20 protein-coding genes are annotated in these 24,731 nt (G+C 60.9%); 12 read left to right on the plus strand and 8 right to left on the minus strand.

Annotated elements, in window-relative coordinates:
• Position 1 precedes the first annotated feature (1 nt).
• Together SX1_RS06425 and SX1_RS06430 are read left to right on the plus strand one after the other, a co-directional pair.
• Complete coding sequence (locus tag SX1_RS06425) at positions 2–1,057, plus strand: amidohydrolase family protein (protein WP_019052340.1); 1,056 nt, start codon at positions 2–4, stop codon at positions 1,055–1,057.
• Positions 1,054–2,658: an MFS transporter gene (locus tag SX1_RS06430; protein WP_019052341.1), complete on the plus strand. Its 1,605-nt coding sequence runs from the start codon at positions 1,054–1,056 to the stop codon at positions 2,656–2,658. Before SX1_RS06425 ends, SX1_RS06430 begins: the two co-directional genes overlap by 4 nt.
• A 3-nt stretch (positions 2,659–2,661) precedes the next feature.
• Here the strand turns inward: SX1_RS06430 and SX1_RS06435 are convergent, their stop codons facing one another.
• Positions 2,662–4,131, minus strand: coding sequence for a lignostilbene-alpha,beta-dioxygenase (locus SX1_RS06435; RefSeq protein WP_019052342.1), 1,470 nt, complete (start codon positions 4,129–4,131; stop codon positions 2,662–2,664).
• Between the two features lie 112 nt (positions 4,132–4,243).
• Between SX1_RS06435 and SX1_RS06440 the strand changes: the two genes are divergently transcribed.
• The 8 genes from SX1_RS06440 to SX1_RS06475 all read left to right on the plus strand — a co-directional run bounded on the left by SX1_RS06440 (position 4,244) and on the right by SX1_RS06475 (position 15,162).
• Complete coding sequence (locus tag SX1_RS06440) at positions 4,244–4,702, plus strand: Saro_0803 family transcriptional regulator (protein WP_229380626.1); 459 nt, start codon at positions 4,244–4,246, stop codon at positions 4,700–4,702.
• A gap of 270 nt (positions 4,703–4,972) precedes the next feature.
• Positions 4,973–7,477, plus strand: a complete 2,505-nt coding sequence (locus SX1_RS06445) for a TonB-dependent receptor (RefSeq protein WP_255209708.1) — start codon at positions 4,973–4,975, stop codon at positions 7,475–7,477.
• A gap of 62 nt (positions 7,478–7,539) precedes the next feature.
• The gene (locus SX1_RS06450; RefSeq protein ID WP_019052344.1) at positions 7,540–8,307 is read left to right on the plus strand and encodes a glutathione S-transferase family protein; all 768 of its coding nucleotides are present in this window, start codon (positions 7,540–7,542) and stop codon (positions 8,305–8,307) included.
• Entirely contained in the window at positions 8,304–9,053 is a 750-nt protein-coding gene (locus tag SX1_RS06455) for a glutathione S-transferase family protein (protein WP_019052345.1), read from the plus strand. Before SX1_RS06450 ends, SX1_RS06455 begins: the two co-directional genes overlap by 4 nt.
• Before the next feature lie 4 nt (positions 9,054–9,057).
• Entirely contained in the window at positions 9,058–10,620 is a 1,563-nt protein-coding gene (locus tag SX1_RS06460; protein ID WP_019052346.1) for an AMP-binding protein, read from the plus strand.
• Between the two features lie 37 nt (positions 10,621–10,657).
• Positions 10,658–12,775: a PQQ-dependent dehydrogenase, methanol/ethanol family gene (locus SX1_RS06465; protein WP_043145366.1), complete on the plus strand. Its 2,118-nt coding sequence runs from the start codon at positions 10,658–10,660 to the stop codon at positions 12,773–12,775.
• Complete coding sequence (locus SX1_RS06470) at positions 12,765–13,637, plus strand: 4-hydroxyphenyl-beta-ketoacyl-CoA hydrolase (protein ID WP_019052348.1); 873 nt, start codon at positions 12,765–12,767, stop codon at positions 13,635–13,637. Before SX1_RS06465 ends, SX1_RS06470 begins: the two co-directional genes overlap by 11 nt.
• A 106-nt stretch (positions 13,638–13,743) precedes the next feature.
• On the plus strand, positions 13,744–15,162 hold the full coding sequence (locus SX1_RS06475; RefSeq protein WP_157410116.1) for a porin: 1,419 nt from the start codon (positions 13,744–13,746) through the stop codon (positions 15,160–15,162).
• Positions 15,163–15,227: 65 nt separating this feature from the next.
• Here the strand turns inward: SX1_RS06475 and SX1_RS06480 are convergent, their stop codons facing one another.
• Together SX1_RS06480 and SX1_RS06485 are read right to left on the minus strand one after the other, a co-directional pair.
• Positions 15,228–16,166 carry an SDR family NAD(P)-dependent oxidoreductase gene (locus tag SX1_RS06480; protein ID WP_019052350.1) on the minus strand — a complete coding sequence of 313 codons (939 nt, stop codon included), beginning with the start codon at positions 16,164–16,166 and terminating at the stop codon, positions 15,228–15,230.
• A gap of 10 nt (positions 16,167–16,176) precedes the next feature.
• Entirely contained in the window at positions 16,177–17,052 is an 876-nt protein-coding gene (locus SX1_RS06485) for a beta-keto acid cleavage family enzyme (RefSeq protein WP_026149546.1), read from the minus strand.
• Positions 17,053–17,170: 118 nt separating this feature from the next.
• On the opposite strand from SX1_RS06485, the gene SX1_RS06490 reads away from it, so the two are divergent.
• Entirely contained in the window at positions 17,171–18,004 is an 834-nt protein-coding gene (locus SX1_RS06490) for a helix-turn-helix transcriptional regulator (protein WP_019052352.1), read from the plus strand.
• Positions 18,005–18,246: 242 nt separating this feature from the next.
• Here the strand turns inward: SX1_RS06490 and SX1_RS06500 are convergent, their stop codons facing one another.
• Entirely contained in the window at positions 18,247–18,939 is a 693-nt protein-coding gene (locus SX1_RS06500) for a CDP-alcohol phosphatidyltransferase family protein (protein ID WP_026149547.1), read from the minus strand.
• A 460-nt stretch (positions 18,940–19,399) separates the two neighbouring features.
• Between SX1_RS06500 and SX1_RS06505 the strand changes: the two genes are divergently transcribed.
• Positions 19,400–21,007 (plus strand): alpha-amylase family glycosyl hydrolase, encoded by a 1,608-nt coding sequence (locus tag SX1_RS06505; protein ID WP_019052355.1) that lies wholly within the window; start codon positions 19,400–19,402, stop codon positions 21,005–21,007.
• Positions 21,008–21,010: 3 nt separating this feature from the next.
• On the opposite strand, the gene SX1_RS06510 is transcribed toward SX1_RS06505, so the two are convergent.
• Genes SX1_RS06510 through SX1_RS06525 form a run of 4 tightly spaced genes read right to left on the minus strand, consistent with a single transcriptional unit; the run spans position 21,011 to position 24,717 of the window.
• Positions 21,011–22,006 (minus strand): NAD(P)H-dependent flavin oxidoreductase, encoded by a 996-nt coding sequence (locus tag SX1_RS06510; protein WP_019052356.1) that lies wholly within the window; start codon positions 22,004–22,006, stop codon positions 21,011–21,013.
• Positions 22,006–23,169 (minus strand): acetyl-CoA C-acetyltransferase, encoded by a 1,164-nt coding sequence (locus SX1_RS06515; RefSeq protein ID WP_019052357.1) that lies wholly within the window; start codon positions 23,167–23,169, stop codon positions 22,006–22,008. Before SX1_RS06515 ends, SX1_RS06510 begins: the two co-directional genes overlap by 1 nt.
• 4 nt (positions 23,170–23,173) lie before the next feature.
• Entirely contained in the window at positions 23,174–23,956 is a 783-nt protein-coding gene (locus SX1_RS06520) for an enoyl-CoA hydratase/isomerase family protein (RefSeq protein WP_019052358.1), read from the minus strand.
• Complete coding sequence (locus SX1_RS06525; protein WP_019052359.1) at positions 23,956–24,717, minus strand: SDR family NAD(P)-dependent oxidoreductase; 762 nt, start codon at positions 24,715–24,717, stop codon at positions 23,956–23,958. The genes SX1_RS06520 and SX1_RS06525 overlap by 1 nt, the downstream gene beginning before the upstream one ends.
• Positions 24,718–24,731 lie beyond the last annotated feature (14 nt).

Below are 24,731 nucleotides of genomic sequence, written 5' to 3' on the forward strand. Positions count from 1 at the left end.
CATGACGCATGACTTAAAAACCGGCGGCGATCGCGGCTATCTGCGTATCGCGACCGAGGAGGCTTTCGCGACACGAGAGCAGATCGACGCCTATCTGCGCATGGTGCGCGATGGCAGTGCGGACCGGGGCATGACCTCGCTCTGGGGCTTTTACGGGCAGTCGCCTTCGCCCCGCGCTACCGAGATTATCGACCGCCTGCTGGATTTGGGCGATCGGCGGCTGGCCGATATGGACGCGACCGGCATCGACGTCGCCATCCTGTCGCTCACATCGCCCGGCGTGCAACCGTTGCTGGACATGAGCGAGGCCAAGGCGATGGTCAGCCGCGCTAATGATCATCTGGCTGACCGCTGTGCCGCGCACCCGACACGCTTTGTCGGCATGACATCCATCGCGCCGCAAGACCCGGATTGGTCGGCTGCCGAGATCCGGCGCGGTGCCCGCGACCTTGGCTTCAAGGGCGTTATGGTCAACAGCCATACGCAGGGTGAATATCTGGACGATCCCAAATTCGATCCGATCTTCCGCGCACTCACGGAAACCGGCCAGCCGCTCTATATCCACCCTTCCACCCCGCCCGACGCGATGATCGGGCCGATGCTGGATGCCGGGCTGGACGGCGCGATCTTCGGCTTTGGGGTGGAAACGGGTATGCACCTGCTGCGCCTTATCACCATCGGCATTTTCGACCGCTATCCTGATCTTCAGATCATCGTCGGTCATATGGGGGAGGCGCTACCCTATTGGCTGTATCGGCTGGATTATATGCATCAGGCGGGTGTGCGTTCGCAACGGTACGAACGGATGATGCCGCTCAAGAAGACCATCCACGATTATATGCGCAGTAATTTAAGCGTCACGACCAGTGGCATGGCGTGGGAACCCGCCATACAGTTCGCCCAAAAGGTGCTGGGGGAAGATCGGGTCCTGTACGCGATGGACTATCCCTACCAATATGTGCCCGATGAGGTACGCGTCCATGATCTGCTGGACATATCCGACACGGCCAAGCGCAAGCTGATGCAGACGAACGCCCAGCGTCTGTTCGGCCTGTGAGTTCGGGCGTCCCGCCTCGCAGCACGGCCTATTATGCGCTGGCACTGGTGGCCGCGACCAACATGGTCAGCCTGCTCGACCGCAACATCCTTGCTATACTGGCCCCCTCCATCAAGGCGGATCTGAGCATTGGCGACGCGGAGATGGGACTGCTCTACGGCACAGTGTTCGCGCTCTTCTATGCGCTCTTCTCCTTGCCTTTGGGTCGACTGGCCGATGGCTGGATCCGTACGCGGCTACTGGCGACAAGCATCAGTTTCTGGTCAATCGCGACCGCCGGGGCGGCTTTCGCAGGGGGCTTCTTCACCCTGATGCTGTCCCGCCTGTGCGTCGGCATCGGCGAAGCGGCCGCCCAACCGGCTGGCACGAGCCTGGCCTATGATTATTTTCCCCGGCAGCGCCGCGGTCTGGTCATGGCGGTCATCGCCGCTGCCATAGCCCTGGGCCTTGGCGGGTCGCTGATCATCGGCGGCGTTGCCGCGCAATGGTGGGACGCGCGCTATGTCGGCGGCGGCGCCCCGCTGGGGCTGGCGGGCTGGCAATTTGCCTTCGCCATCGCCGCCGCGCCCGGCTTCATCATCGCCATTCTGATGGCCAGACTGAAGGAACCACGGCGCGGTGCCATCGACGGTATCGCGAGCCCACCCGATCCCCACCCCTTCCTCGCCAGCTGGGCGGTGTTGGCGGCTGTAACGCCTGGCGTTCATTGGCTCAGCCTCCGACGCGCGCGCGCCAGTTGTCGGGAATGGGCGCTCAATATCGGGCTGCTCGCCATGATCATCCTCGCTTCGCTTGGCGCCATGCACGCTGCGGAATTGGTATCGCCCCGTCCGCCCTTGCTGCTCGGCGGTTTTTCGATCAGCCCGCATGTCGTGCAATGGAGCGTTATTGGCTTTGGCGCCTTCGTCATTGCCAATCTGCTACAAAATCTCAAACGGCGCGATCCCGTTGCTTTCACCGTTATTACTGGAAAGCCCTCGCTGCTGCTCTGCATCGCCGCGGGCGCGCTGCAATGTGTGATCAACTATGGCGTGATGGGCTTTACCCCATCTTTCCTGATGAAGACCTATGACCTTTCGCCTGCAATGACGGGCATGCAATTTGGCCTGCTTTCGGCAGGTTTAGGGGTCGTCGGCCCGCTAATCGCCGGCCCCCTGTCCGATCGCATCGGCGCACATCGTCTTTCACGCCGCGTTTGGGTCGCATTATTTGCCATGGGCGTGTCGCCGTTCGTTGCGCTCTGGGTCTATCGCGCGCCCGATGCAGGCGATTTCTACCTGCGCTTCACCCTCTACAGCCTCATCCTGACGATGTGGATGCCGCCAATCTATGCGTTGATGTTCGAGCAAGTATTGCCCCGCATGCGGGGGCTGACTGTCAGCCTTTATGTCGTGGTCTCGACCATCTTTGGCCTGGGGACTGGCCCCTATGTCGTGGGCATGATCAGCGACGCGCGGGGCGGCGATCTGGGTGGAGCGATCCTGGCGATCAACTGGGTCGCACCGCTGATCGTCATCCTGCTGCTGATCATCTTGTTCCGGGTCGAGCGCGACCATGCCAGCCTGCTCCCCCGCGCCCGTGCGGCGGGGGAGCCGGTATAGTCCCTAAGCCGCCAGTCCGATCTGATCGGCATTTGCCCAGTTGCCGTGCAGTCCAAATCGCAGGCGGATGGGTACGCGGATCTGCGCGATCGGTCCCTTGGCGATGTCGGTCGCATCGAACAGCAACAGGTCGGAGCGATGTTCGGCCAGGCGATTGCACACCATGACGATCCAGCCGTCCCCCTCCGGCGCGTCGGCCGCTCGCGGGATGAAGCATGGCTCCTGGAGCGACGACACGGGTCCGCACCACCATTTTTGTTCCTTGCCCGTCATATGATCGACCATGCCCAGCGTGTTCATGATCATGCCCCCGGCGCTGCCGCCTTTCAATTCGACCGGCTGGGTGGGATCAATCACCAGCATCCAGCCATAGCGATAGGGCAGCCCGGTGAAGCGGTCGTCAATACGCGGAAATTCACCGATCATGCCCGTCAGTCGCTGCGTTCCGGCAAAGGCATCACCATTGGACGCCATGTCCACGGTCCAGCGAGTCAGGAAACTTGCGGCCTCCTGCGGATTGAACGGCGCACCGTGAATGTCAGGGAAGAAGGGAAACATATTGTTCTTCGCCTCGGGCGTGTCGAAATGGATTTTCGTCCCCTCCTGAAATGCGTTCATGACATGGCTGGCGAAGCAGTTGTCGCGCCTGAACCAGCGTATGTCGGCGGCGGTTGCATCGGCCCGGCGAGGTAATACGCCAAGATAGACCGGCAGGGTCGTATCAAACCCGAAATGGGGCAGGCCCTGTTCCAGCCTTTCCCAACTGGACGTGCTGGGAACGACATGGAACAGGGCATAATCTGGCGTAATCGCGAAGTCATGCATCATCGCATAATAGGGAAGTTCGAACCAAAGCTCCTGCTTCAGCGTCCCGTCCGGCGAAACGACATAATAGGTCATATCGCGAGTCAGCACCCCCTTAGCTGCATAGCCAAACGCGATCATGTCGCCGGTTGCCGGGTCAATCTTGGGGTGGGCGGTAAAGGTCTGGCCGGTCATCGCGCCGCCAAAGCGGGTATAGCCGTCCGTCTCCAGCGTTGCCGGGTTCATCGCCAGTGCGGGGCTGTCCTCCTTCAGCGCATAGAGTTTGCCGCCATGGATGAAGGCGGTGGTGTTGGCGGTGCCGCGTATTTTTCCGCTGACGGACTCATCATCGGTCAGCGGGTTGCGATAGGCGCCGAACAACGCCCTCCCCGTTTCATGTTCCAGTCGCCATTTGTCGGTTTTGGCCCAGCGCTGGCGGAAATCGACCCGCCCGTCCTTGAACCGGAACATGGTGATCATGCCATCGCCGTTGAAGGCAATATCATCGCCCAGCCGAGGCGGAAATTGCGGATCGGGTTGGACCCGATAAAAGGCTCCGTCCAGTTCGGGCGGCACCGTGCCGATCATGTCCAGGTCCGCAATGTCTGCCTCGATCCGCGATGGCGTATTGAAGCCTGTGAAGGAAGGCGTTTCGGGGAAATGCGCCACAACTGATCCTCCGCTTATGATTCTTCACCTTATTGTATGTGACACACACATATATTCAAGTTCCAGGATTGACGTAAAAGCCTTTAGTCTGCACACTGTTACTATGAATACCATGAATAAGGACCTTGATCCGCTCGCGCTGTTCCCTGACCCCCGCCTCAGCGGCATCGACGGTCTGGTTGGATTCCATATCCGGTTGGCGAGCGCGGCGGTCTATCAGCATTTTACCGAAACATTCAGCGATCTGGGGCTGACCCAGAAGCAGGTCGCGGTGCTCTGGCTGATCCAGGATCAGCCCGCCATAGCGCAGGCAGATATTGGTCGGCGGCTGAAAATGGACCGGGCCAGCGTGATGGCGATCGTCAACCGGATGCAGGATCGCGGCTTCCTAAAACGCGGAGAATCCAAGCAGGATCGCCGTCGCCAGACACTCAGCCTCACGGATGCTGGGCGCGAGTCGCTGGCGGCGGCCCGCAATTGCATTGCCGAACATGAAAACTGGCTAAAAGCCCGGTTCAGTCCAGCGGAAACCGCGATGCTCGTGGAATTGCTTCGCCGCGTCTATGTCTGACGGCTCAAAACCAGAGGCAAGGTTTATCAAAGAGTTGCCCACGGGCCTAACTCCAGCCTGTTACTGCTAATAACACCAACATAGATACCAGTATTATTTGCGATCTCCCAATATTGTCAAATATTGGGTCAATAGTTGTTGCGGGGCCAAAGAGGCTCTTGCAACGTCGAAATTTGTATGCCTTACTAACAATCGACGCACAGCAGCGTCACAGGCGGGTCACGTCCGGGCAGGACGGATCTCAAGCCAGTTTTGGAGAGGGGGTTCCCCATGCAGTACGTGCTTCGTACCACGATGACGCATGCCTTGTTGGCATCGACATCAATCCTTGCCATCACGACGCCGGCATCCGCGCAGTCTTCGGCTCCTCCGCCATCGGCGCCGCAGGCCGCTGAACAGGATGCACTGTCGTCCGCCATGGTTGCCGACATTGTCGTTACCGCCCAGTTCCGCGAACAGCGGCTTCAGGATACGCCGATTTCCATCACTGCCGTCAGCGCGGCGGAATTGGAGGCGAAGAGCCAGGTTAATCTGGCCCAGGTCGCGGATGCGTCGCCGAACGTTTCGCTCAAGCCCCAAGGCGCGTCTTTTGGTCCGTCCATTTCCGCATCGATCCGCGGTGTGGGGCAGAATGACTTTAACCCTGCCTATGAACCAGGCGTCGGCATCTACATTGATGATGTCTATTATCCTCAACTGACGGGCGCAGTGTTCGAGCTACTTGATCTCGATCGGGTTGAGATATTGCGCGGGCCGCAGGGTACCCTTGCCGGGCGCAATGCCGAAGGTGGCGCAATCAAGCTCTACTCAAAACGCCCGTCGGGAGACGGTGGAGGCTTTGTCGAGGTCAATTACGGTATCCGTAACCGCATCGGCATCCGCGCAGCGGCGGACTTTGGTATTACCAGCACCCTGTCGGCGCGCATTTCCGGTGTGGCGCGGCAGCAGGAGGGGTTTGTCGATCGTATCGACTATGGTTGCGCCAATCCGGGCAGCGGTATCGCATCGACCCAACCTGCGGGCGACTGCGTTATCAGCAAGCTGGGCGGCGTTGGCTATCAGGCGATCCGTGGCATCCTGTTCTGGGAACCGAGCGACAGGTTCGATGTGACGATCATCGGTGACTATACTCGCGACGAACATACGATTGCTGGCGAAGTGCTGCTGGAAACCAGCACGGTCAATTCGCCCAACACCAATCCGGCGCCAGGCATTCCCTATGACAATCGGTTCATATGCGGTCGCTATTGCAACTATATCGGCACTGGTCAGCCCGCAGGCGTCTGGACGCCGCCGATCCCGGTCGATCCTTTCGGTGCGGCTGGCACGCCGCTGGCCGCAACGCAAGGGACAGACCGCAGCCTCTACCAAGGGTGGGGTGTGTCGGGCCAGATCAATTACAAGCTGAGTGACGCTTTCGCGCTGACGTCCATCACTGGCTATCGGGCGTTTGATACGCAATTCGATTCCGATGATGACATCTCCCCTGCCAATATCGGCTTTGGCCGCAATTATCTGGAAAACTGGAGTTTCAGTCAGGAAGTCCGGCTGAACGCCGAATTGGGCGATACGTTGAACGGGACTGTGGGCGGCTATTATTTCAAGCAGAAGTCGACCTATGATTCCCTTCAGGACATTCGCTATGTCCCGGTCTATCCGCTCCAGTTCCGCCAGCCCGATCCGACCAAGGCCGACGCCAAGGCCGTGTTTGCACATTTGTCGTGGAAACCGATGGAGCGTATGACGATCAGTGGCGGTGTAAGATATACGAGCGAGTCAAAGGATCAGACCTATTTCCGCCTGAACTATGACGGCACCGTCAATGCCTTTCTCGACCCGGTCGGCGCTGTATATGGGCTGAGTTACTCAGGCGCGGACACACTGGATTATAATCGCAACGGCAATGTCACTGAAATCGTGACGGCATTGTCCGGATTGACCGCCCACTATAGCGCAAAGCGTTGGGACTATCGGATCGCGGCCGATTATCGCTTATCGGATCATGTCATGGTTTATGGGTCGGTTTCCACCGGCTTCAAGGGTGGTGGGAGCAACCCGCGTCCGTTCAATACCGACCAGGTTATTGCCTTCCAGCCAGAAAAGCTCATCGCTTATGAAATCGGCTTCAAGAGCGATATGTTCAATCGTCGTCTGCGCTTCAATGCCGCCGCGTTCATCAACGACTATACGGACATTCAAATCCCGGTACTGACCTGCCCTGGCGCTCCTTGCGCTGCCCGCCTCAATGCCGGCGACGCGCAGGTCAAGGGGTTCGAGGCGGAGCTGACAGCCTATCCGGTCGATGGCCTCGCGATCGACGCATCGATCAGCTATCTCGACTTTAAATATAAGGCGGGCAGCCTTAGCCCGGCGGCGGCCTATCCGACCAATCCGGGCGGCGTTTCGGCTGACGATCCGCCAGTATCGCCACCCTGGAAGTTCAGCCTGGGCGCGCAATATAAGATCGACCTCGATAGCGCAGGCAGCCTGACACCCCGTTTCGACGTCACTTATGAGGACAAGAAATATGCCGGTTCCTCGGTAATCGGCACCACCCGCAACCTCAATTTCGTGCCAGCCTATACGCTCGCCAATGCGCGCTTGACCTGGGCTAACGCCGACAATGACCTCGACATATCGCTCGAAGTCACCAACCTGTTCGATAAATATTATTTCCTGTCGGTGTTCGACCTGCGCGGCGCAGGCGCGGGCGTGCGCAAGGGGCGCCCTGGCAACCCACGCGAATGGGCGATTTCGGTCAAAAAGAAATTCTGATCCCCGCCTGACCGGGCGGTCTCGCGCCGCCCGGTCTTCTGGACCATGGAGACATTATCGGCATGACCGACGTTACCCTCTACCATTGGGAACCCAACGCCAATTCGGGCAAGCCGATGCTGGCGCTGTTTGAGAAAGGCGTGGCGTTCGACAGCCATTATCTCGATCTGTTGAATTTCGACCAGCACAAGCCGGATTATCTGGCCGTCAACCCACTCGGCACCATTCCCGCGATGACCCATGGGCAGCATGTGCTGACCGAATCCACAGCGATCATGGAATATGTCGATGAGGCGTTCGATGGTCCCCGCCTGATGCCGGTCGACCCGGTCGATCAATGGCGCACGCGGTGGTGGATGAAATTTCTCGACCAATGGCTTGCCCCCAGCTTCTCGATGATCGGGTGGAGTGTGTTCGTTGGTCCTTCCGTGCGGCAGAAGGACCCCGCCGAACTGGAAGCGGCGATCGATCGCATTCCGATGCCGGAACGACGCATTGCCTGGCGCAAGGCGATCAACGGCGCCTTTTCGGCGGAAGAGATGGCCGAATCCCAGCGTCGCGTCGCTCTTGGCATCACCTATTTGGAACAGGCATTGGGCCAGCGCGATTGGCTGGCCTCCAACAGCTATGGCCTGGCCGACATTAACGGCTTCAATCTCGCTTACGCCATGCCGCTGTCGCAGCCGCAATTATGCAATGACGATTTGACCCCCAATATCATGCGTTGGCTGCGCGCCATCTACGCGCGCCCCGCGACGCGAGCATGCTGGGCGCTGGGGCGCACAGACCTCGCCCGCCGTATCTCCCTGCTTGAAAGCGAACCAGCATGACGAGGATCCTCTACCACGGCCAGCCCAATGGCCCGTCCTTCACCGTTCTGGCAGCCGCATTCGAGAAGGATGTGACGCTGGACTTGCGGGAGTTTGACCTGGTCGCGGGCGATCGCCACGCGCCCGCCCTGCCCCATCCGATCGAAGTCGACCAGTCCATCGAAGGCGAAGGGCCAGTCTTCATTGTCGATGGCGTCGCGATGACCGACAGCGTGTTCCTGGCTTGCTATCTCGACGAGATTGGCAGTGGTCCGGCGCTGCGCCCGGCCGATCCCTATGCCCGCTGGCAAATGATGGCATGGTGCCGCTATGTCATAGAGCGGGTTGCCCCTGCCGCGGCCTGTCTGGGTGTCGCCGCACACCCGCCTGCCGCTGTTCCCGCCGGGATCGCCAGCGCGGATCTGGAGCAACGTTGGCGCGATGCGGTGGAAGGTCGCGCTGACGAAGCCCGACTGGCCGACAGCCGCGTAAAGATTGCCCAGGCGGTCGAGAAACTGGAAACGCAACTGGCCGATGGTCGCGACTGGCTGATGGGTGATTTTTCCATCGCCGATCTGGAAACCCATGCCTGGTTGGCTGGCATGCGAAGCATCGTTCCGGAAGCCTTTGCCGCGTCACCGTTGACTAACGCCTGGGAAATCCGATTGCGTGCCCGCCCGGCGGTAGCGCGTGCGCTAGGCCTTGCCAATGTCGCGCATCCCGAAGCGATCTGGGCGCCTGGCCCGGAGATTAACCGCTGGGGCTGAAACAATGCGTGCGATCGATTATTTCGACCGGGGCCATGACATCGACCCCGATCATGCCTGCCTGATCGACGCGGTGAGCGGCGAAACGCTCAGCTTCGCGCAGGTCAGCAGGCTGACCCGGCAGATCGCGGCAGCCCTCTACGCTGGAGGGTTCCGCAATCAGGAACCGATCGCACTTTACGGTCCCAACAGCGCTGCAATGATGGTCGCCCTACTGGCGATTTGGCGCGCCAATGGGCAGTGGGTGCCGGTCAACACCCGCAACGCGATCGACGCAAACGCCGCCTATCTCGACTATGTCGGCTGTAGCTGGCTATTCTATCATAGCGACCAGTCCGCCGACGTTATGCAACTCAAGGCGCGCGTGGCAGGGCTTAGGCATTTCATCTGCCTGGATCGCGCGCAGGATGGCGACCTATCGCTCGACCAGTTCATTGCCAAAGTCGATGGTGACGCCCTGCCCGACCTGTCCGATCCGTTCGGGCGTCCCCACGATGTCGTCGGTCTCTTCCCTACCGGCGGCACGACTGGCCCGTCCAAGGGCGTGGTCGTCACCAACAGCGGCTGGGGCACGATGATCGAAACGGTCGCCCAGGCGGTCGATGGACGCACCCCCGCTCCCGTGTCGCTGGTGGTTGCCCCCATTTCGCACGCTGCTGGCCCGGTCGCGCTGGCGACCCTATCGCTCGGCGCGACGCAGATCATACTTCCCGCTTTCGATCCCGCCGCCGTGCTGAACGCGATCGCTGCGCACCGTGTGACCCATGTCTATATGCCGCCAACCGCGCTATATGGCCTGCTCGACGCGCCCCAACTGGCGGATGCCGACACCTCGTCGCTCAAGATTTTCCTGCTGGTCGGCTCGCCCGTTTCCCCGGAAAAACTGCGCCGCGCGGTCGAGATTTTCGGACCATGCCTGTGTCAGGCCTATGGTCAGGTGGAAGCACCGATGATCGTCACCTGGCTCTCACCTGAAGTCGTGGCGGCGGCGGCCGCAGGGGATCGGCCGGAACGACTTTCCAGCTGTGGTTCGCCTACCCGTTCAGTCATGGTCGGCATCATGGACGATGACGGGCATTTGCTGCCCAATGGAGAGGCAGGCGAACTGGTGGTGCGCGGCGCGCTTGTGTCGCGCGAATATTATGCGATGGCACAGGAAACTGCCGACATCCGCACCTTTGGCTGGCATCATACGGGCGACATCGCGCGCCGTGATGACGACGGCTTTTATTATATTGTCGATCGCAAGAAAGACATGATCGTGTCCGGTGGCTTTAATGTTTTCACCGCGGAAGTGGAGGCCGCGATCACCGAACTGTCCTTTGTGCGCGAATGCGCCGTCATCGGCATCCCCGACGCAAAATGGGGAGAAGCCGTTCATGCCGTTGTTGTTGCCGATGATATTGAGGAAGCTGTCATCATTGCCCATGCCAAGGCCCGGTTGGGCGGCGTAAAGGCACCTAAAAGCGTGGCCTTTGTCACCGCCATTCCACGGACGGCGGCGGGGAAAATGGACAAGAAAGCTTTGCGCGCGGCCCATTGGTCGGGCGAGCGCATGGTGAACTGAACGACGGGTGAAAACATCCGCGAGAATGAAGGACGGGATGAGCATGCGGGTTGCAGTCTGGGCAATGACGATCGGCAGTCTGGCGCTGGCCGCCTGTAGCCAGGGCAATGGCGCAACGGGCGTCGGTGGCGTTGACGCGGCGCGGATCATTGCCGCCGCGCCCGCGCAATGGCTCTCGACCGGGCGCACCTATGACGAGCAACGTTTCAGCCCGCTGACTACGATCAATCAGGATACGATCGGCAGGCTGGGCCTGGACTGGTTCGCTGATCTCGATACCAATCGCGGGCAGGAGGCGACGCCTTTGTTCATCGACGGCGTGCTCTATGTCTCGACCGCATGGAGCATGGTGAAGGCCTATGATGCGCGTACTGGCAAGCTGCTCTGGTCGTTCGACCCGGCTGTGCCGCGCGAAACATTGGTGAAGGCCTGTTGCGACGCGGTCAATCGCGGCGTGGCGGCATGGGGCAACAAGATTTTCGTCGGCACGCTCGACGGGCGCCTGATCGCCATCGATCGCGCAACCGGCAAAGCGGTCTGGAGCGTCGTCACGCTGGACCAGAGCAAGAATTACACCATTACCGGCGCGCCGCGTGTCGTGAACGGCATGGTCATCATCGGCAATGGCGGCGCGGAATTCGGGGCGCGTGGCTATGTCGCGGCCTATGATGCGGACACGGGCAAGGAGCGCTGGCGATTTTACACTGTCCCGGCACAGCCCGGCACTGAAAAGGAACCGGACTATCTGAAGAAGGCAGCCGCCACATGGCATGGCGAATGGTGGAAGCAGGGCGGCGGCGGCACGGTTTGGGACGCAATGGCCTATGATCCGGAGCTGGACCTTCTCTATATCGGCGTCGGCAACGGATCGCCCTGGAACCAGGCCTATCGGTCGGATGGGAAGGGCGACAACCTCTATCTTTCGTCCATCGTCGCAGTCCATGCCAGGACAGGGCAATATGCCTGGCATTATCAGACGACGCCGGGCGACAGTTGGGACTTCACCGCCACCCAGCATATCATACTCGCCGATCTCGATATCGGTGGTGCCAAGCGCAAAGTGTTGATGCAGGCGCCCAAGAACGGATTTTTCTACATGCTTGACCGTACCAACGGGCAGCTGCTCTCGGCGAAGAATTTTGTACCGGTCAACTGGGCAAGCGGCATCGACATGACGACCGGCCGGCCGATCGAAAATCTGCAAGCGCGCTATTACAGGACTGGGCAGCCCTTCATCGGCTCCCCCGGCCCAACCGGCGCGCATAGCTGGCACCCGATGGCGTTCGATCCGAAGTCCTCGCTGGTGTTCATCCCCGCCAACCTGGCCGCCTTCCCCTATATTCCCGAAAAAGGCTGGAAGGCCAACAAGTTGGGGTTCAATGTCGGCATCGATTTCGCTGCCGCCGCCATGCCCGCTGACAAGGCGGCACGCGAGGCGGCGATGAAGGCGACAAGTGGCGCGCTGATCGCTTGGGATCCCGTTGCGCAAAAGGAACGCTGGCGCGTGTCCTATAAAGGGCCGTGGAATGGCGGCCTGCTCGCAACCGGCGGCGATTTGGTGTTTCAGGGCACAGCTACCGGAGAGTTCAACGCCTATGCCACCAGGGACGGACGCAAGCTCTGGTCCTTTCCGGCGCAAACCGGCATCGTAGCAGCGCCGATCAGCTATGAACTGGACGGGCAGCAATATGTCGCGGTCATGGCCGGCTGGGGCGGTGTCTGGGCTTTGGCGCCGGGCATTCTGTCAGACAAGAGCGGGCCGAGCCGCAATATCTCGCGCCTGCTGGTGTTCAAACTGGATGGCAAGGCGGCTCTGCCCCCTGCCCCGCCGCTGGCCAAAATGCCGCTTGATCCGCCGCCATCGACAGCAAACGCTGCGAAGATCGCGGCAGGCGGCGCGCTATTTGGCCGCTATTGCAGTGTCTGCCATGGCGACGCGGCGATTGGCGGCAGCATTGTCCCTGACCTGCGCCATAGCGGCATGCTGAACGACGCTGACATATGGGGGCAAGTCGTGCATGACGGCGCGCTCAAGGATAATGGCATGGTCAGCTTTGCATCGATCCTGTCAGCAGCGGAAATTGAAGACATCCGCGCCTATGTCATCCACCGTGCCAACGAAGACAAGATATTGGAATCCGCCCATGCCGATTGATCCATCCAAAATCCTGGCCATCGACGTGCATGTCCATGCCGAGGTGTCCTGCCATGATCCGGAGGACCCGGTGATGGCCAAATTTTTCGATGCGGCGTCGACCTATTTCAAGGCGGACCGCAAGCGTCCGACCATTCCCGAAACCATCGCTTATTATCGCGCGCAGAATATCGCCTTCTGCCTGTTCACGGTCGATTGCGAGAGTGGCATCGGCGCCAAGCGGATCAGCAATTATGAGATTGCCGACATTGCAGCGGAACATGACGATATCGTCATTCCCTTTGCATCGATCGACCCGCGCAAGGGCAAACTCGGCGCGCGGGAGGCGCGCGATCTGGTCGAACATCATGGCGTCAGGGGATTCAAATTTCATGGCATCATGCAGGATTGCCACCCCGCGGACCGGGTGGCCTATCCCATCTATGAAGTGATCGCGGAACATGGATTGCCCGCCATCTTCCATACCGGCCATTCGGGCATGGGCACGGGAATGAAGGGCGGCGGCGGGGTACGCCTGAAATATGGTCAGCCGATTCTGGTCGACGATGTCGCGGTCGATTTTCCCGACATGAAGATCATACTGGCCCATCCCAGCTGGCCATGGACCGACGAAAGCCTGTCGATGGCATTGCACAAGGACAATGTGTTCATGGACCTGTCGGGATGGTCGCCAAAATATTTCCCAAAGCAGGTGATCCAATACGCGAATACGCAACTAAAGCATAAGATGCTGTTCGGGTCGGACTGGCCGCTTATCCGTCCGGAGAAATGGATCGATGCCGCGCGGGCGGCGGGCTTTCGCGAAGACGTGCTGCCGCTGATCATGAAGGACAATGCGGCCAAGCTGTTGGGACTGGGCTGAAGCGTAGATCTTGATCGCTATATTGTTACAGAATTAAGTCAATCAGTGTCATATAGCTGTCATTCAATCGACATAAACGCCCCCCGGACAGACGAGGGGCGAGCGAATGATCGGATCGAAACATTTCCAGATGGGCCTGGCGGTCAGCCTGCTGGCGTTGATGCCGCAGGCGGCGCAAGCCCAGACGGTAGAGCAGTTGCAAGCGCAGATCGACGAGCTCAAAGCCCAGGTTCAATCGCTGATGACGGCCCTTGCTGCGAACAAGAACCAAGCAGCGCCGGTCGTCGCGCAGGTCCCGCCGCAGTCTGCCGCGCCCACCACGACACCGGCCCCGGCTGCCACGGTGCTGGCATCGGCCCCTGCACCGACCCCTGCTGCCAAAGCGGGCAAGTCCAAGGCCTGGTATGACCGGTTGACCCTGCGCGGCTATACCCAGATGCGCTACAATGCCTTCCTGTCCGGCGATGACAGTGCGCCTGCTGGCCAGTCGCGGCTGCGTTCCGTGCATGATAGCGGGATTTCGGATCGGGGCGGCTTCTCGCTGCGTCGTGTCCGTCTGGTCATCCAGGGGGACGTTTCGGATCGCGTCTCGCTCTATCTCCAGCCCGACTTCGCTACCGCCGTCAATAATCAGGTGGGCAGCGAAAGGCGCGAGGGCTTTGCCCAGTTGCGCGACGCCTATGCCGACATTTTCTTGGACAAGGCCAAGACATTCCGCCTGCGCTTTGGCCAGTCGAAAGTGCCCTATGGCTGGGAAAATATGCAGTCATCGTCCAACCGGCTGACACTGGATCGCAGCGACGCGATCAACAGCGCGGTTCCGGGTGAACGGGATCTGGGTGTGATCGCCTATTACACCCCGCCTTCGGTTCAGAAAATCTGGGATGATCTGGCCGATGACGGGCAAAAATTGTTCGGCAATTACGGCGCGTTCGGCATCGGTGTGTTCAACGGGCAAGGCGTCAACAAGACGGAACAGAATCGCGGCCTGATGAAGGTAGCGCTGGCGACATGGCCGTTCGAGATTGGCGACCAGGTCGTCGAATTTGGTGGATCGGCCATGATCAACGACGTCCAGCCCGAACTGCGCAGCGGCGGCGTCAGTCCCGTCACCTACAAGGACAACCGCGTTGGCCTGCACGCCATGCTCTATCCCAAGCCCTTTGGCATTCAGGCCGAATGGAATTGGGGCAAGGGGCCGGAATATGATGTCGCCACCCAGTCGATCCAAACGAAGAACCTGCAAGGCGGCTATGTTCAGGCGATGATGCGTCTGCCCACGGAAGGTCTGGGATCGTTGATGCCCTATGGCCGCTGGCAGCATTATCGTGGCGGCTGGAAGGCCGGGACCAATGCTCCGCGTCTGGAAACCGACGAATTTGAACTGGGGCTGGAATGGCAACCATGGAAGGCGCTGGAAATCACCATGGCTTATGCTCGGATGAAGCGCGCTGAAGCGGACGAACGTCGCACCGGCCGCGCCGAAGGCAATCTGATCCGCACCCAGGTTCAGTGGAATTACTGATCAGTCGCTGATCCAAAAAGCTGACCGGGCTAGCCCCTTCTCGCCCGGCCAGAGGCACATGATGTTCAATTGGCGACAGTTTCCTTCGCTGTGCGCCGCGCGAGTTGTGCGTTGAATGCAGGATTGGACAACAGGAAACCAATTTCCCTGGCGCGTGCCTGATTGACGGTTTCCTGTGGCATCGATGCCATGATCGCATCAAAGCGCGACTGCATACCCGGCGCAAATTCCGGGTGGGTCAGTATATACAGGTCATTTGCGCGGATGCCCGCCAGCACCCGCTCACCCACTTCGTCCGCGCTCATCCAGAGCGGTGAGACGGGGCGCTTTTCCAGTTCTTCCTCGCGCTCACGATAGCCGCTATCTTCACGATATTCCGCGGGCCGCAATTCGCCGCTATGGGCGATATTGCTCTGCACCGGCCCCGGCATGAATGCCGATACGCCTATATTCTCTGCCGCGAGTTCCCCACATATGGCTTCGGATATGCCCAGCACAGCCGCCTTGGCCGCGGTGTAAATGGCCGAATAATTGATGGGAAGAAGGGCCGACTGGGACGATGTCGTGACGATCTGACCACCCTCGCCATGCGCCTTGATCCGGGGAAGGATAGTGACGAGACCGTTGATTACCCCACCCAGATTGACGCCCATGCCCCAATCCCAATCGTCAAAGCGTGCTTCCAGTACCGGCCCCATCACGCCGACTCCGGCATTGCCGACCAATATGTGGATTTTCCCGAATCGCGCCTCCGCAGCATCGGCCGCCCGCGCGAAAGCAGCCCGATCCGTAACGTCCAACTCCACGGTTTCGACCTGGTGGTCTGCCGCCAGGTCGGCTTTGGCTGCCGCCAGGGCACTCTGCCGAATATCGGCGATCACCACATTGGCCCCGGCGCGCACCAGCGCCCGCGCTATGCCAAGGCCGATGCCGTTCGCGCCGCCGGTAATGAAGGCCGTCCGCCCCCGCACATCGGCCATCGGTGCTGTGATTGCCTGCATCATTTCCCTCTCCTTATTGTTTCAGGCCAAGCATTGCGCGAGTCTCTCCGGCGCTGGCGATATCGCCGCCCATGCGCTCGACCATTTCCACGCCCCAGCGCACCAGATCGGCATTGTCAGCCGCCAAACGTCCACGCCGTAGATAGATGGTGTCTTCAAAGCCGACCCTGACATTGCCACCCAGCAGCACCGATTGCGCCGCCATCGGGAAGCTGTGGCGGCTGACCCCGAAGCCCGTGAACGGCGTGTCGCGCGGTATCTGGTTTCTGGCGTAGAGCATCGCTTCGGTCGTGGCGGGCAGACCATATTTGGTCCCCAGTACGAAGGTGAAGGGGGCATTTTTAGGAATCGCGCCCTTGGCCATCAGATCGTCGGCAAAGACGAAGTCCCCGGCCTCGAAACACTCAATCTCCGGCAAGACGCCGGCATCCTGGATCATATGACCCATGGTCGTGATCATCGGGTCGAGGTTGATCGCGACGCCGCCCCAAAGCTGCATGGTGCAAATGTCGAGCGTGCACATGTCCGGTTTCAGGTCCAGAATATGCTCCAACCGTCGTTGTGCCGTGAACATCAGGGTGCCGGGACCACAGACCGCGGGATCATCATCGCTCTGCATCCAGGTGCAGCCGGGACCGGTCGTGACGTTCAGGATCACCTCGTCATTCTTCGCGCGAATGAGGCCTACCACCTCGCGATAATCGTCCAGCGCCTGTGATGGATCGCCGGTTTCGCGGTCTCGCACATGCAAATGGATGATCGCCGCGCCAGCCTGCGCCGCGGCCAGCGCCTCGGCCGCGACATGATCGGGCCGGAACGGGAAATTGGGATGATCGGGCATGGGTGAGCTTCCCGTCACCGCGCAGGTCAGAAATAGCTTGCCAGCCAACCGCACTCTCCTGTCTTGTGTCGGGCATGTCGCCGACCCTTGAACAGGGGTCTTGCAGAGGAAGCGGCACGCAAGAAGGCCGTTGAGTGTCCCATTATAGAGAGTAACTGGATAAGGCATGGCACAGCGGGAAGAATTGTCGCGTTTCCTGAAAGCCGCCCGCGCCAAGCTGGCACCGGCCGACGTTGGTCTGCCTGCGGGCGAACGCCGCCGGACGCGTGGCCTGCGGCGCGAGGAGGTGGCGACGCTCGCCGGGATGAGCGTGACTTGGTACACATGGTTCGAACAGGGTCGCGAGGTGCAATTATCCGCGCCGATGCTGGAACGACTTAGCCGCACTCTGCGCCTTAGTCCCAATGAGCGCGAATTTCTCTTCGCCCTGGCTCAGCACCGCCCGCCGCCACTGGCAACCCGCCGCGACGAGACGATCCATGCAGGCACGCAACATCTCATGGACTCGCTGTCCATTCCCGCGCTTGTCATCGTGGAGGATTGGACGGTCATTGGCTGGAACCGACTGGTCTCCCGCGCCTTCCGCGATTACAGCCAGATGCCGCGGGATCAGCGCAACCTGTTCCGTATCCTGATGCTCAATCCGCGCTATCGGGCCGATCCCGACAAGTTTCGCGACATGTGCCGCCGCCTGATCGCCCGTTTCAAATGGGATTATAGCCGCACCAGCCAGCCCGACGTCTTTGAAGGCATCATTGCCGACATGATGGAACAGTCCGAATTTTTCCGTCAATATTGGCAGGAATCGGAAATCATGGCGCATTTCGAAGATACGAACATCGCCGATATGCCCGGTGTCGGCGAAATCATGTTCCGCCATACCAGCTATGCGATCGAGGAAGCGCCGGGGCAAAGGCTATTGCTGTTCGCGCCACTGGATGATGTCAGCGCAGCGCGTCTGGCGCAGCTGGTGGCGGAAGCTGATGCGGTCTGCGCCTGATTGGATCGGCCACCAACAAGCCTCTTCTCCAGCCGGACAATTATGCTATAGTGCCCGGCATAATATAATTGAGAGGAAACCATGCTTTTACTGGCGCGGTGTCTGGACTGGCTTTGCCTGGCGTTTGCTTCGGGCGTTCAGGATGAAATGCGCCTGAACGAGTTGATTTTGCGTGCGAAGCAGCGATCGACCGCTGCGCATGACGCAAGCGCACAATCTTTGCCACGTCGCTGAAACCAGTTTTACCGACCCGCATCCTTTGCGTCGCTGATCGCCAGACGCTTTGCCGTGACCAGCGTCTGGATGACGAACAGCAGGATCAGGACGACGGAAACGATGCCGACGAACAGGTCGAACCCTGAAATCGCGCCGAACCAACCCGGCGTATAGCCCAGCGCCATCATCGCCAGCGTCATGCCGATCAGCATCAGTCGCAATTCCGTCGGTCCGGCGGACAGGTAGGACAGTTTGAACTCCCCCACCACGCGCGCTGCCAGATAGGCATGGATCGACAACAGCAGATACCCCGCCAGCGCCACCAGCGCCACGTCCATGCGGATATAGGGACTGGCCCCCATCCCGGCCAAAATCAGCAAGGTTGCCAGCCCGTCGCAACTATGGTCGATAAAATAGCCATAGGAGGGCCGCTCGATCTTGCGAAACCGGGCCAGGCTGCCATCCATCGAATCGCCGAACCACTGCAGGACATAGCCACCAATGGCGAGCCACAGCCAATGGACTTCCAGGCTGCTGGCGGCATAGCCGGCAAAAATGGCGAAGGCTCCGATCATGCCGAGCACGGTCAAAAGATCTGGCGTCACCCATAACGGCATCCGGGCGCAAAGCCAGTTGAGGAGGCGGCGTTCGGATGCTGCCAGCACATTTTGCTGGATACGATCGATCGGTGGAGAAGATGGGCCGGAGGGCAATGTCATGGTGCCTTATGACGAACGCATGACGGTGTGACAATCACTCCGCCATCTCCAGTCGTCGAAAATGACGATTATATTACGCATTGCAGCCCGGCTCATGCCCAATCGAGCGCTGAAACGCACAAAAAAAGGGCCGATCCGAAGATCAGCCCGTAAAAGTTTAGGAGAGGATGCCTGAAAGGCACCTCCTATGTCCGGCAAATCACGCTTTGCTGCAAGTGCGAAAACTTTGTTCGCGGTTGCAAAATATGCATCTGCCGTATCGGCACAGCTTTCCGTAGCGGAAGCTTTGCGCGCCTTCGTTCACTGTGGATGGCGGGGGAAGGCGAATCGGTCGCCGGTGCGGATTCGCCCGATACACGACTCGCGCCAAGCGGGGCTTCACCTGTCATATCCGGTGTGTAGATTGGCGTGGTTGCGGCGGTGCCGATTTGCCGCCCGTCCTGATCGGAGCGAAACAATAATGCCCAATTCCGCCGATAATGCTGACCAACCATGGTGGAAGGGTGCGGTCCTCTACCAAATCTATCCGCGCAGCTTTCAGGATAGCAATGATGATGGCATTGGCGATCTGAACGGGATTACGCAGCGGCTTGATCATATCGCCCGGCTGGGGGCGGACGCGATCTGGATTTCCCCCTTCTTCCCTTCGCCGATGCGTGATTTTGGTTATGACATTGCCGATTATTGCGATGTCGATCCGATATTTGGAACCCTCGCGGATTTCGATGCGCTGGTTGCCCGCGCCCACGCTTTGGGGCTTAAGGTCACGATCGATCAGGTTTTCGCCCATAGCTCCGACCTGCATGACTGGTTCACGCAAAGCCGTGCCAGTCGCAGCGGCGACAAGGCTGACTGGTATGTCTGGGCCGATCCTAAGGCGGACGGCACCCCGCCCAACAACTGGCAGTCGGTGTTCGGTGGCCCGGCCTGGACATGGGATGCGCGGCGCGGGCAATATTATATGCACCAGTTCCTGACCAGCCAGCCACAACTCAACGTCCACAATCCGCAAGTGCAGGATGCGCTGCTGGATGTCATGCGTTTCTGGCTGGATCGCGGCGTGGACGGCTTTCGTCTCGACGCCCTCAATCATGCGATGCACGACCCCGAACTCCGTGACAATCCTCCCGCCCCCGACGATGGTAGCCCGCGCACACGGCCATTCGACTTTCAGATCAAACGCTATAGCCAGTCGCACCCCGCCATCATTCCCTTTGTCGAGCGCATCCGGACATTGTGCAACGAATATGGCGCGATCTTCACTGTGGCCGAGGTAGGCGGGGCGCTCGCCGAGGAGGAGATGAAAGCCTATACCGCCGGGGAGAAGCGCCTCAACAGCGCCTATGGCTTTACCTTCCTCTATGCGCCCGTTCTCACCCCGGCGCTGGTCGCGGAAACGGTCGATCGCTGGCCCGACGAACCGGATATGGGCTGGCCAAGCTGGGCCTTCGAAAATCACGACGCACCCCGCGCCCTGTCGCGATGGTGCGCCCCTGAAGATCGCCCGGCCTTTGCGCGGATGAAGATGACGCTCCTGATGGCGCTGCGCGGCAATGCCATCCTCTATCAGGGGGAGGAGTTGGGCATCACGCAGGTCGATATTCCGTTCGAGCGATTGCAGGATCCAGAAGCCATCGCGAACTGGCCGTTGACCCTGTCGCGTGACGGCGCGCGCACGCCCCTGCCATGGGCGGCCGACGCCGCGCAGGCTGGTTTTTCGGGCGTCGAACCCTGGCTGCCCCATGGCGACGATCATCTGGCGCTTGCCGTGGATCAGCAGGAAGCCGACCCTGGATCGCTAATGCACTTCACCCGCGCCATGCTGGCGCTGCGCAAGGCCAATCCGGCTCTGCGCCATGGCGCGCTCGACATCCTCGTGGCCGACGACGCCTGCCTGGCGTTTCGGCGGACGTGCGCCGATCAGTCTTTGCTCTGCTTGTTCAATCTGTCGCGCGAAGCGATAGCGTGGCCGGTCGATCTTGACGGGTCGGGGCGCATCCTGATGGCCGTCAACGGGGCAGCGCCGGGCGATTTGCCACCCTATGCCGCCCTGCTGATCGAACAATGAGGCTCAGGCCGCGACCAACTGTGTGCGCAGCATGTCGTTCAACCGGCCACGTATGATCGCTTCGGCATCACTCACAATCCGTTTGATCAGCGCGTCGCACGTCGGAATGTCGTGGATCAGTCCCTGGACCTGCCCGGCCCAGATCAGCCCGGCATCCAGATCGCCCGTTTCCAGTGCAACCCGCCCCTTTGCCCCGGATACCAGCGGTTGGATGTCCTGAAACACTGCGTCCTCGCGCAGTGAAATCTCGACGACCTGATCGGACACGCTGTTCTTGGCTACGCGCCCGGTATTTTGGAACTTGCGGAAGATGAGGTTCGTCCCGCGCTCGTCATTATCGACCAGAAACTGCTTCACATTGTCATGGATCGGCGCTTCGACGGTGGCGCAGAAGCGCGTTCCCATATTGATGCCGTCCGCGCCCAGCGCCAGCGCCGCGGCAAGCCCGCGCCCGTCGCCAAAACCACCGCTGGCGATCATGGGAATCGTCAGCTTGTCGGCAGCGGCGGGGATCAGGATCAGGCCTGGAACATCATCCTCGCCCGGATGCCCGGCACACTCGAACCCGTCGATCGAAATCGCGTCCACGCCCATCCGTTGCGCCGACAGGGCGTGGCGCACCGCCGTGCATTTATGGACGACGATGACGCCATGCGCCTTGAAATGGTCGACATGCTCCTGCGGCTTGTGCCCTGCGGTCTCCACGATCTTCACGCCGCTATCGATGATCGCCTTGCGATATTCGGCATAGGGCGGCGGATTGACCGACGGCAGGATGGTGAGGTTCACCCCAAACGGCTTGTCGGTCATCGTGCGGCAACGGTCGATTTCGCGGCGCAGATCGTCGGGCGTTGGCTGGGTCAGCGCGGTCAATATGCCAAGCCCGCCTGCATTGGAGACCGCGGCGGCCAGTTCTGCCCGGCCAACCCACATCATCCCGCCCTGAACGATCGGATGCTCGATCCCGCACAGATCGGTAAAGCGCGTCCTGATCCCCATTACAGCGCCTCTACGATCGTCACATTGGCGACGCCGCCGCCTTCGCACATCGTCTGCAGGCCATAGCGCTTGCCACGGGCCTTGAGCGCGTGGATCAGCGTGCTCATCAGCTTGGTGCCGCTGGCCCCCAGCGGGTGCCCCAGCGCAATCGCGCCGCCATTGACGTTGAGCTTGGCCGGATCCGCGCCGATCGCCTTTAGCCATGCCATCGGGATCGCCGCGAACGCCTCGTTCACCTCGAACAGGTCGATGTCGTTCAGGCTGAGGCCCGACCGCTCGAACGCGCGCCGCGTCGCCGGGATCGGTTCTTCCAGCATGATGACCGGATCGCCTGCCGTCACGGTCAGATTGACGATGCGCGCCATGGGTTTCAGGTTGAACCGCTTGATCGCCGCTTCGCTGGCGACCAGCACGCCCGACGCGCCATCGGTCATCTGGCTGGCATTGGCAGCGGTAATCGTCCCGCCTTCCTCCAGCGTCTTGACGCTGGCCATCGCCTCCATCGTGCCACCGCGCCGGACGCCATCATCAATGTCGAAAAGGCCTTCGGGAGTCTCGACCCCGACGATTTCGGCCTTGAACGCGCCATTGTCGATCGCCGCCGCCGCCTTGGCATGGCTGGTGAGCGCATAGGCGTCCATTTCCTCTCGGGTGAAGCCATATTTGTTGGCGACCGCCTGTGCGCCGTGAAACTGGCTGAATTCAGCAACGCCATAACGGTTCTGGATGCTCTTTGGCCAGGGGCCGATACCCACGCCAGCGGCGGCGTGGAGCTTGTAATTGGACCCCATCGGCACCCGCGTCATGCTTTCCGCACCCGCCGCGATCACCAGATCCTGCGTGCCGGACATGATCGCCTGCGCGGCGAAGTGCAGCGCCTGCTGCGAAGACCCGCATTGTCGGTCGATGGTCACGGCGGGGACGCTGTCGGGCAGCTTCGATGCGAGCACGAGATTGCGGCCTAAGGCAAAGGCTTGTTCGCCCGCCTGGCTGACGCAGCCGACGATCACATCGTCAATGGCCGCCGGATCGATGCCGGTGCGATCGACCAGCGCGTTGAGAATGGTCGCGCCCATATCGGCGGGATGTACGTCGATCAACCCGCCCTTGCGCGCCCTGCCCCCGGCAGTACGGACGGCTTCAACGATATAGGCTTCTGCCATGCTATCAAACTCCCCTGAAATTGGCGGTGCGCTTTGCGAGTAATGCGCTCAGCCCCTCTTCGCTTTCCGGCCCCGCCCCTGCCCTCGCCATGCTGCGCAGTTCGCGGTCCAGTTGCGTCTCCAGCCCGGTCTCGAAACTGTCGGCCAGCAGCGCGCGACTGGCGGCCAGCGCTGCCATCGGAGCGTCTGCAAGCGCAGCCGCTGCGTTCAATCCCTCGTCGGCCAGCGCCTCGTCGTCCACAATGCGCGTCACCAGCCCGATCGCCTCGGCCTCGTCAGCCTTGATCCGGCGGTTGGTCAGGATGATGTCCTGCGCCTTGCGCAGTCCCACCAGACGCGGCAAAAGCCAACTGAGGCCGCCGTCCGGCGTCAGTCCGATCGCGCCATAAGCAGCGGTGAAGTGGGCCGACCGCGCGCCGATCACGACATCGCCCAGCATGGCCAGGCTGAACCCCGCGCCCGCCGCCGGGCCGTTGACCAATGTGACCAGCGGCTTGGGTGCGCGCGCCAGTCGGGCAACGGCGGCGTGGAAGGTGGCGATCAGCTCGCTCAGCACGTCCGATCGCTTGTCGCCTGCGCCGGCCAGCAACTGCACGTCGCCACCCGCACAGAATAACCGCCCATTGCCGGTCAGCACGATACAACGGATCATATCGTCGGTCTGGCACCGGATCGCCGCCGCCAGCAGCGCGCGCGCCAGTGGCAGGTCGATGGCATTGCCCGCCGCTGGCCGGTCGAGCGTGATCCGCCCGATCCCGTCCTCGACCGTAAAGGCGATCCCGTCCATTAACGCGGCGTCATGCGAATGGCGCCATCCAGCCGGATAACCTCACCATTCAGCATTGGATTGCGGACGATCGATTCGACCAGTTGAGCATATTCCGCCGGTTTGCCAAGGCGACTGGGATGGGGCACCTGCGCGCCCAGTGCATCTCGCACATGCTGTGGGAAGGCCTCCAGCATGGGGGTCAGGAAAATGCCCGGCGCGATGGTCATCACGCGGATCTTGTGCTGCGCCAGATCGCGCGCGATCGGCAGGGTCATGCCGACCACACCGCCCTTGGACGCGCTATAGGCCGCCTGGCCGATCTGCCCGTCATAGGCCGCGACGGAGGCTGTGTTGACGATCACGCCGCGCTCGCCGTCAATCTCCTCCGCCGTGGCGAGCCGGGCGGAAAATTTGGAAATGACGTTGAACGTGCCGATCAGGTTGACGGTCACGGTCTTGGCGAACGTGTCGAGCGGATGGGGCGCATTCTCCTTCCCCACCGTCTTGACCGCAGGCGCGATCCCCGCACAATTGACCAGGATGCGGGCGACGCCATGCGCTGCTTCTGCGGCATCCAGTCCTGCCGCGACGCTGGCGTCATCGGCGACATTGACCCCGACATAGATGCCGCCCAATTCCGCGGCGACTGCCTTGCCCGCTTCCTCATTCAGGTCGAAGATCGCAACCTTGGCCCCCTGCGCTGCCAACATCGTCGCCGTCGCCTTGCCAAGGCCCGAAGCGCCGCCCGTAACGATGGCTAGCAAACCATTGATATTCATAACTATACCCCCTG

The organism is Sphingobium xenophagum NBRC 107872, from assembly GCF_000367345.1.
GTDB classification, from domain to species: domain Bacteria; phylum Pseudomonadota; class Alphaproteobacteria; order Sphingomonadales; family Sphingomonadaceae; genus Sphingobium; species Sphingobium xenophagum.

What these genes read in the sequence shown, in the direction of transcription:
- SX1_RS06520 (WP_019052358.1), bottom strand. Translation starts at nt 23,956, where the DNA reads ATGGACGGGATCGCCTTTACGGTCGAGGACGGGATCGGGCGGATCACG.
- SX1_RS06425 (WP_019052340.1), top strand. Translation starts at nt 2, where the DNA reads ATGACGCATGACTTAAAAACCGGCGGCGATCGCGGCTATCTGCGTATC.
- SX1_RS06490 (WP_019052352.1), top strand. Translation starts at nt 17,171, where the DNA reads ATGGCACAGCGGGAAGAATTGTCGCGTTTCCTGAAAGCCGCCCGCGCC.
- SX1_RS06460 (WP_019052346.1), top strand. Translation starts at nt 9,058, where the DNA reads ATGCGTGCGATCGATTATTTCGACCGGGGCCATGACATCGACCCCGAT.
- SX1_RS06525 (WP_019052359.1), bottom strand. Translation starts at nt 24,717, where the DNA reads ATGAATATCAATGGTTTGCTAGCCATCGTTACGGGCGGCGCTTCGGGC.
- SX1_RS06470 (WP_019052348.1), top strand. Translation starts at nt 12,765, where the DNA reads ATGCCGATTGATCCATCCAAAATCCTGGCCATCGACGTGCATGTCCAT.
- SX1_RS06440 (WP_229380626.1), top strand. Translation starts at nt 4,244, where the DNA reads ATGAATAAGGACCTTGATCCGCTCGCGCTGTTCCCTGACCCCCGCCTC.
- SX1_RS06500 (WP_026149547.1), bottom strand. Translation starts at nt 18,939, where the DNA reads ATGACATTGCCCTCCGGCCCATCTTCTCCACCGATCGATCGTATCCAG.
- SX1_RS06505 (WP_019052355.1), top strand. Translation starts at nt 19,400, where the DNA reads ATGCCCAATTCCGCCGATAATGCTGACCAACCATGGTGGAAGGGTGCG.
- SX1_RS06510 (WP_019052356.1), bottom strand. Translation starts at nt 22,006, where the DNA reads ATGGGGATCAGGACGCGCTTTACCGATCTGTGCGGGATCGAGCATCCG.
- SX1_RS06515 (WP_019052357.1), bottom strand. Translation starts at nt 23,169, where the DNA reads ATGGCAGAAGCCTATATCGTTGAAGCCGTCCGTACTGCCGGGGGCAGG.
- SX1_RS06450 (WP_019052344.1), top strand. Translation starts at nt 7,540, where the DNA reads ATGACCGACGTTACCCTCTACCATTGGGAACCCAACGCCAATTCGGGC.
- SX1_RS06475 (WP_157410116.1), top strand. Translation starts at nt 13,744, where the DNA reads ATGATCGGATCGAAACATTTCCAGATGGGCCTGGCGGTCAGCCTGCTG.
- SX1_RS06455 (WP_019052345.1), top strand. Translation starts at nt 8,304, where the DNA reads ATGACGAGGATCCTCTACCACGGCCAGCCCAATGGCCCGTCCTTCACC.
- SX1_RS06465 (WP_043145366.1), top strand. Translation starts at nt 10,658, where the DNA reads ATGAGCATGCGGGTTGCAGTCTGGGCAATGACGATCGGCAGTCTGGCG.
- SX1_RS06445 (WP_255209708.1), top strand. Translation starts at nt 4,973, where the DNA reads ATGCAGTACGTGCTTCGTACCACGATGACGCATGCCTTGTTGGCATCG.
- SX1_RS06480 (WP_019052350.1), bottom strand. Translation starts at nt 16,166, where the DNA reads ATGATGCAGGCAATCACAGCACCGATGGCCGATGTGCGGGGGCGGACG.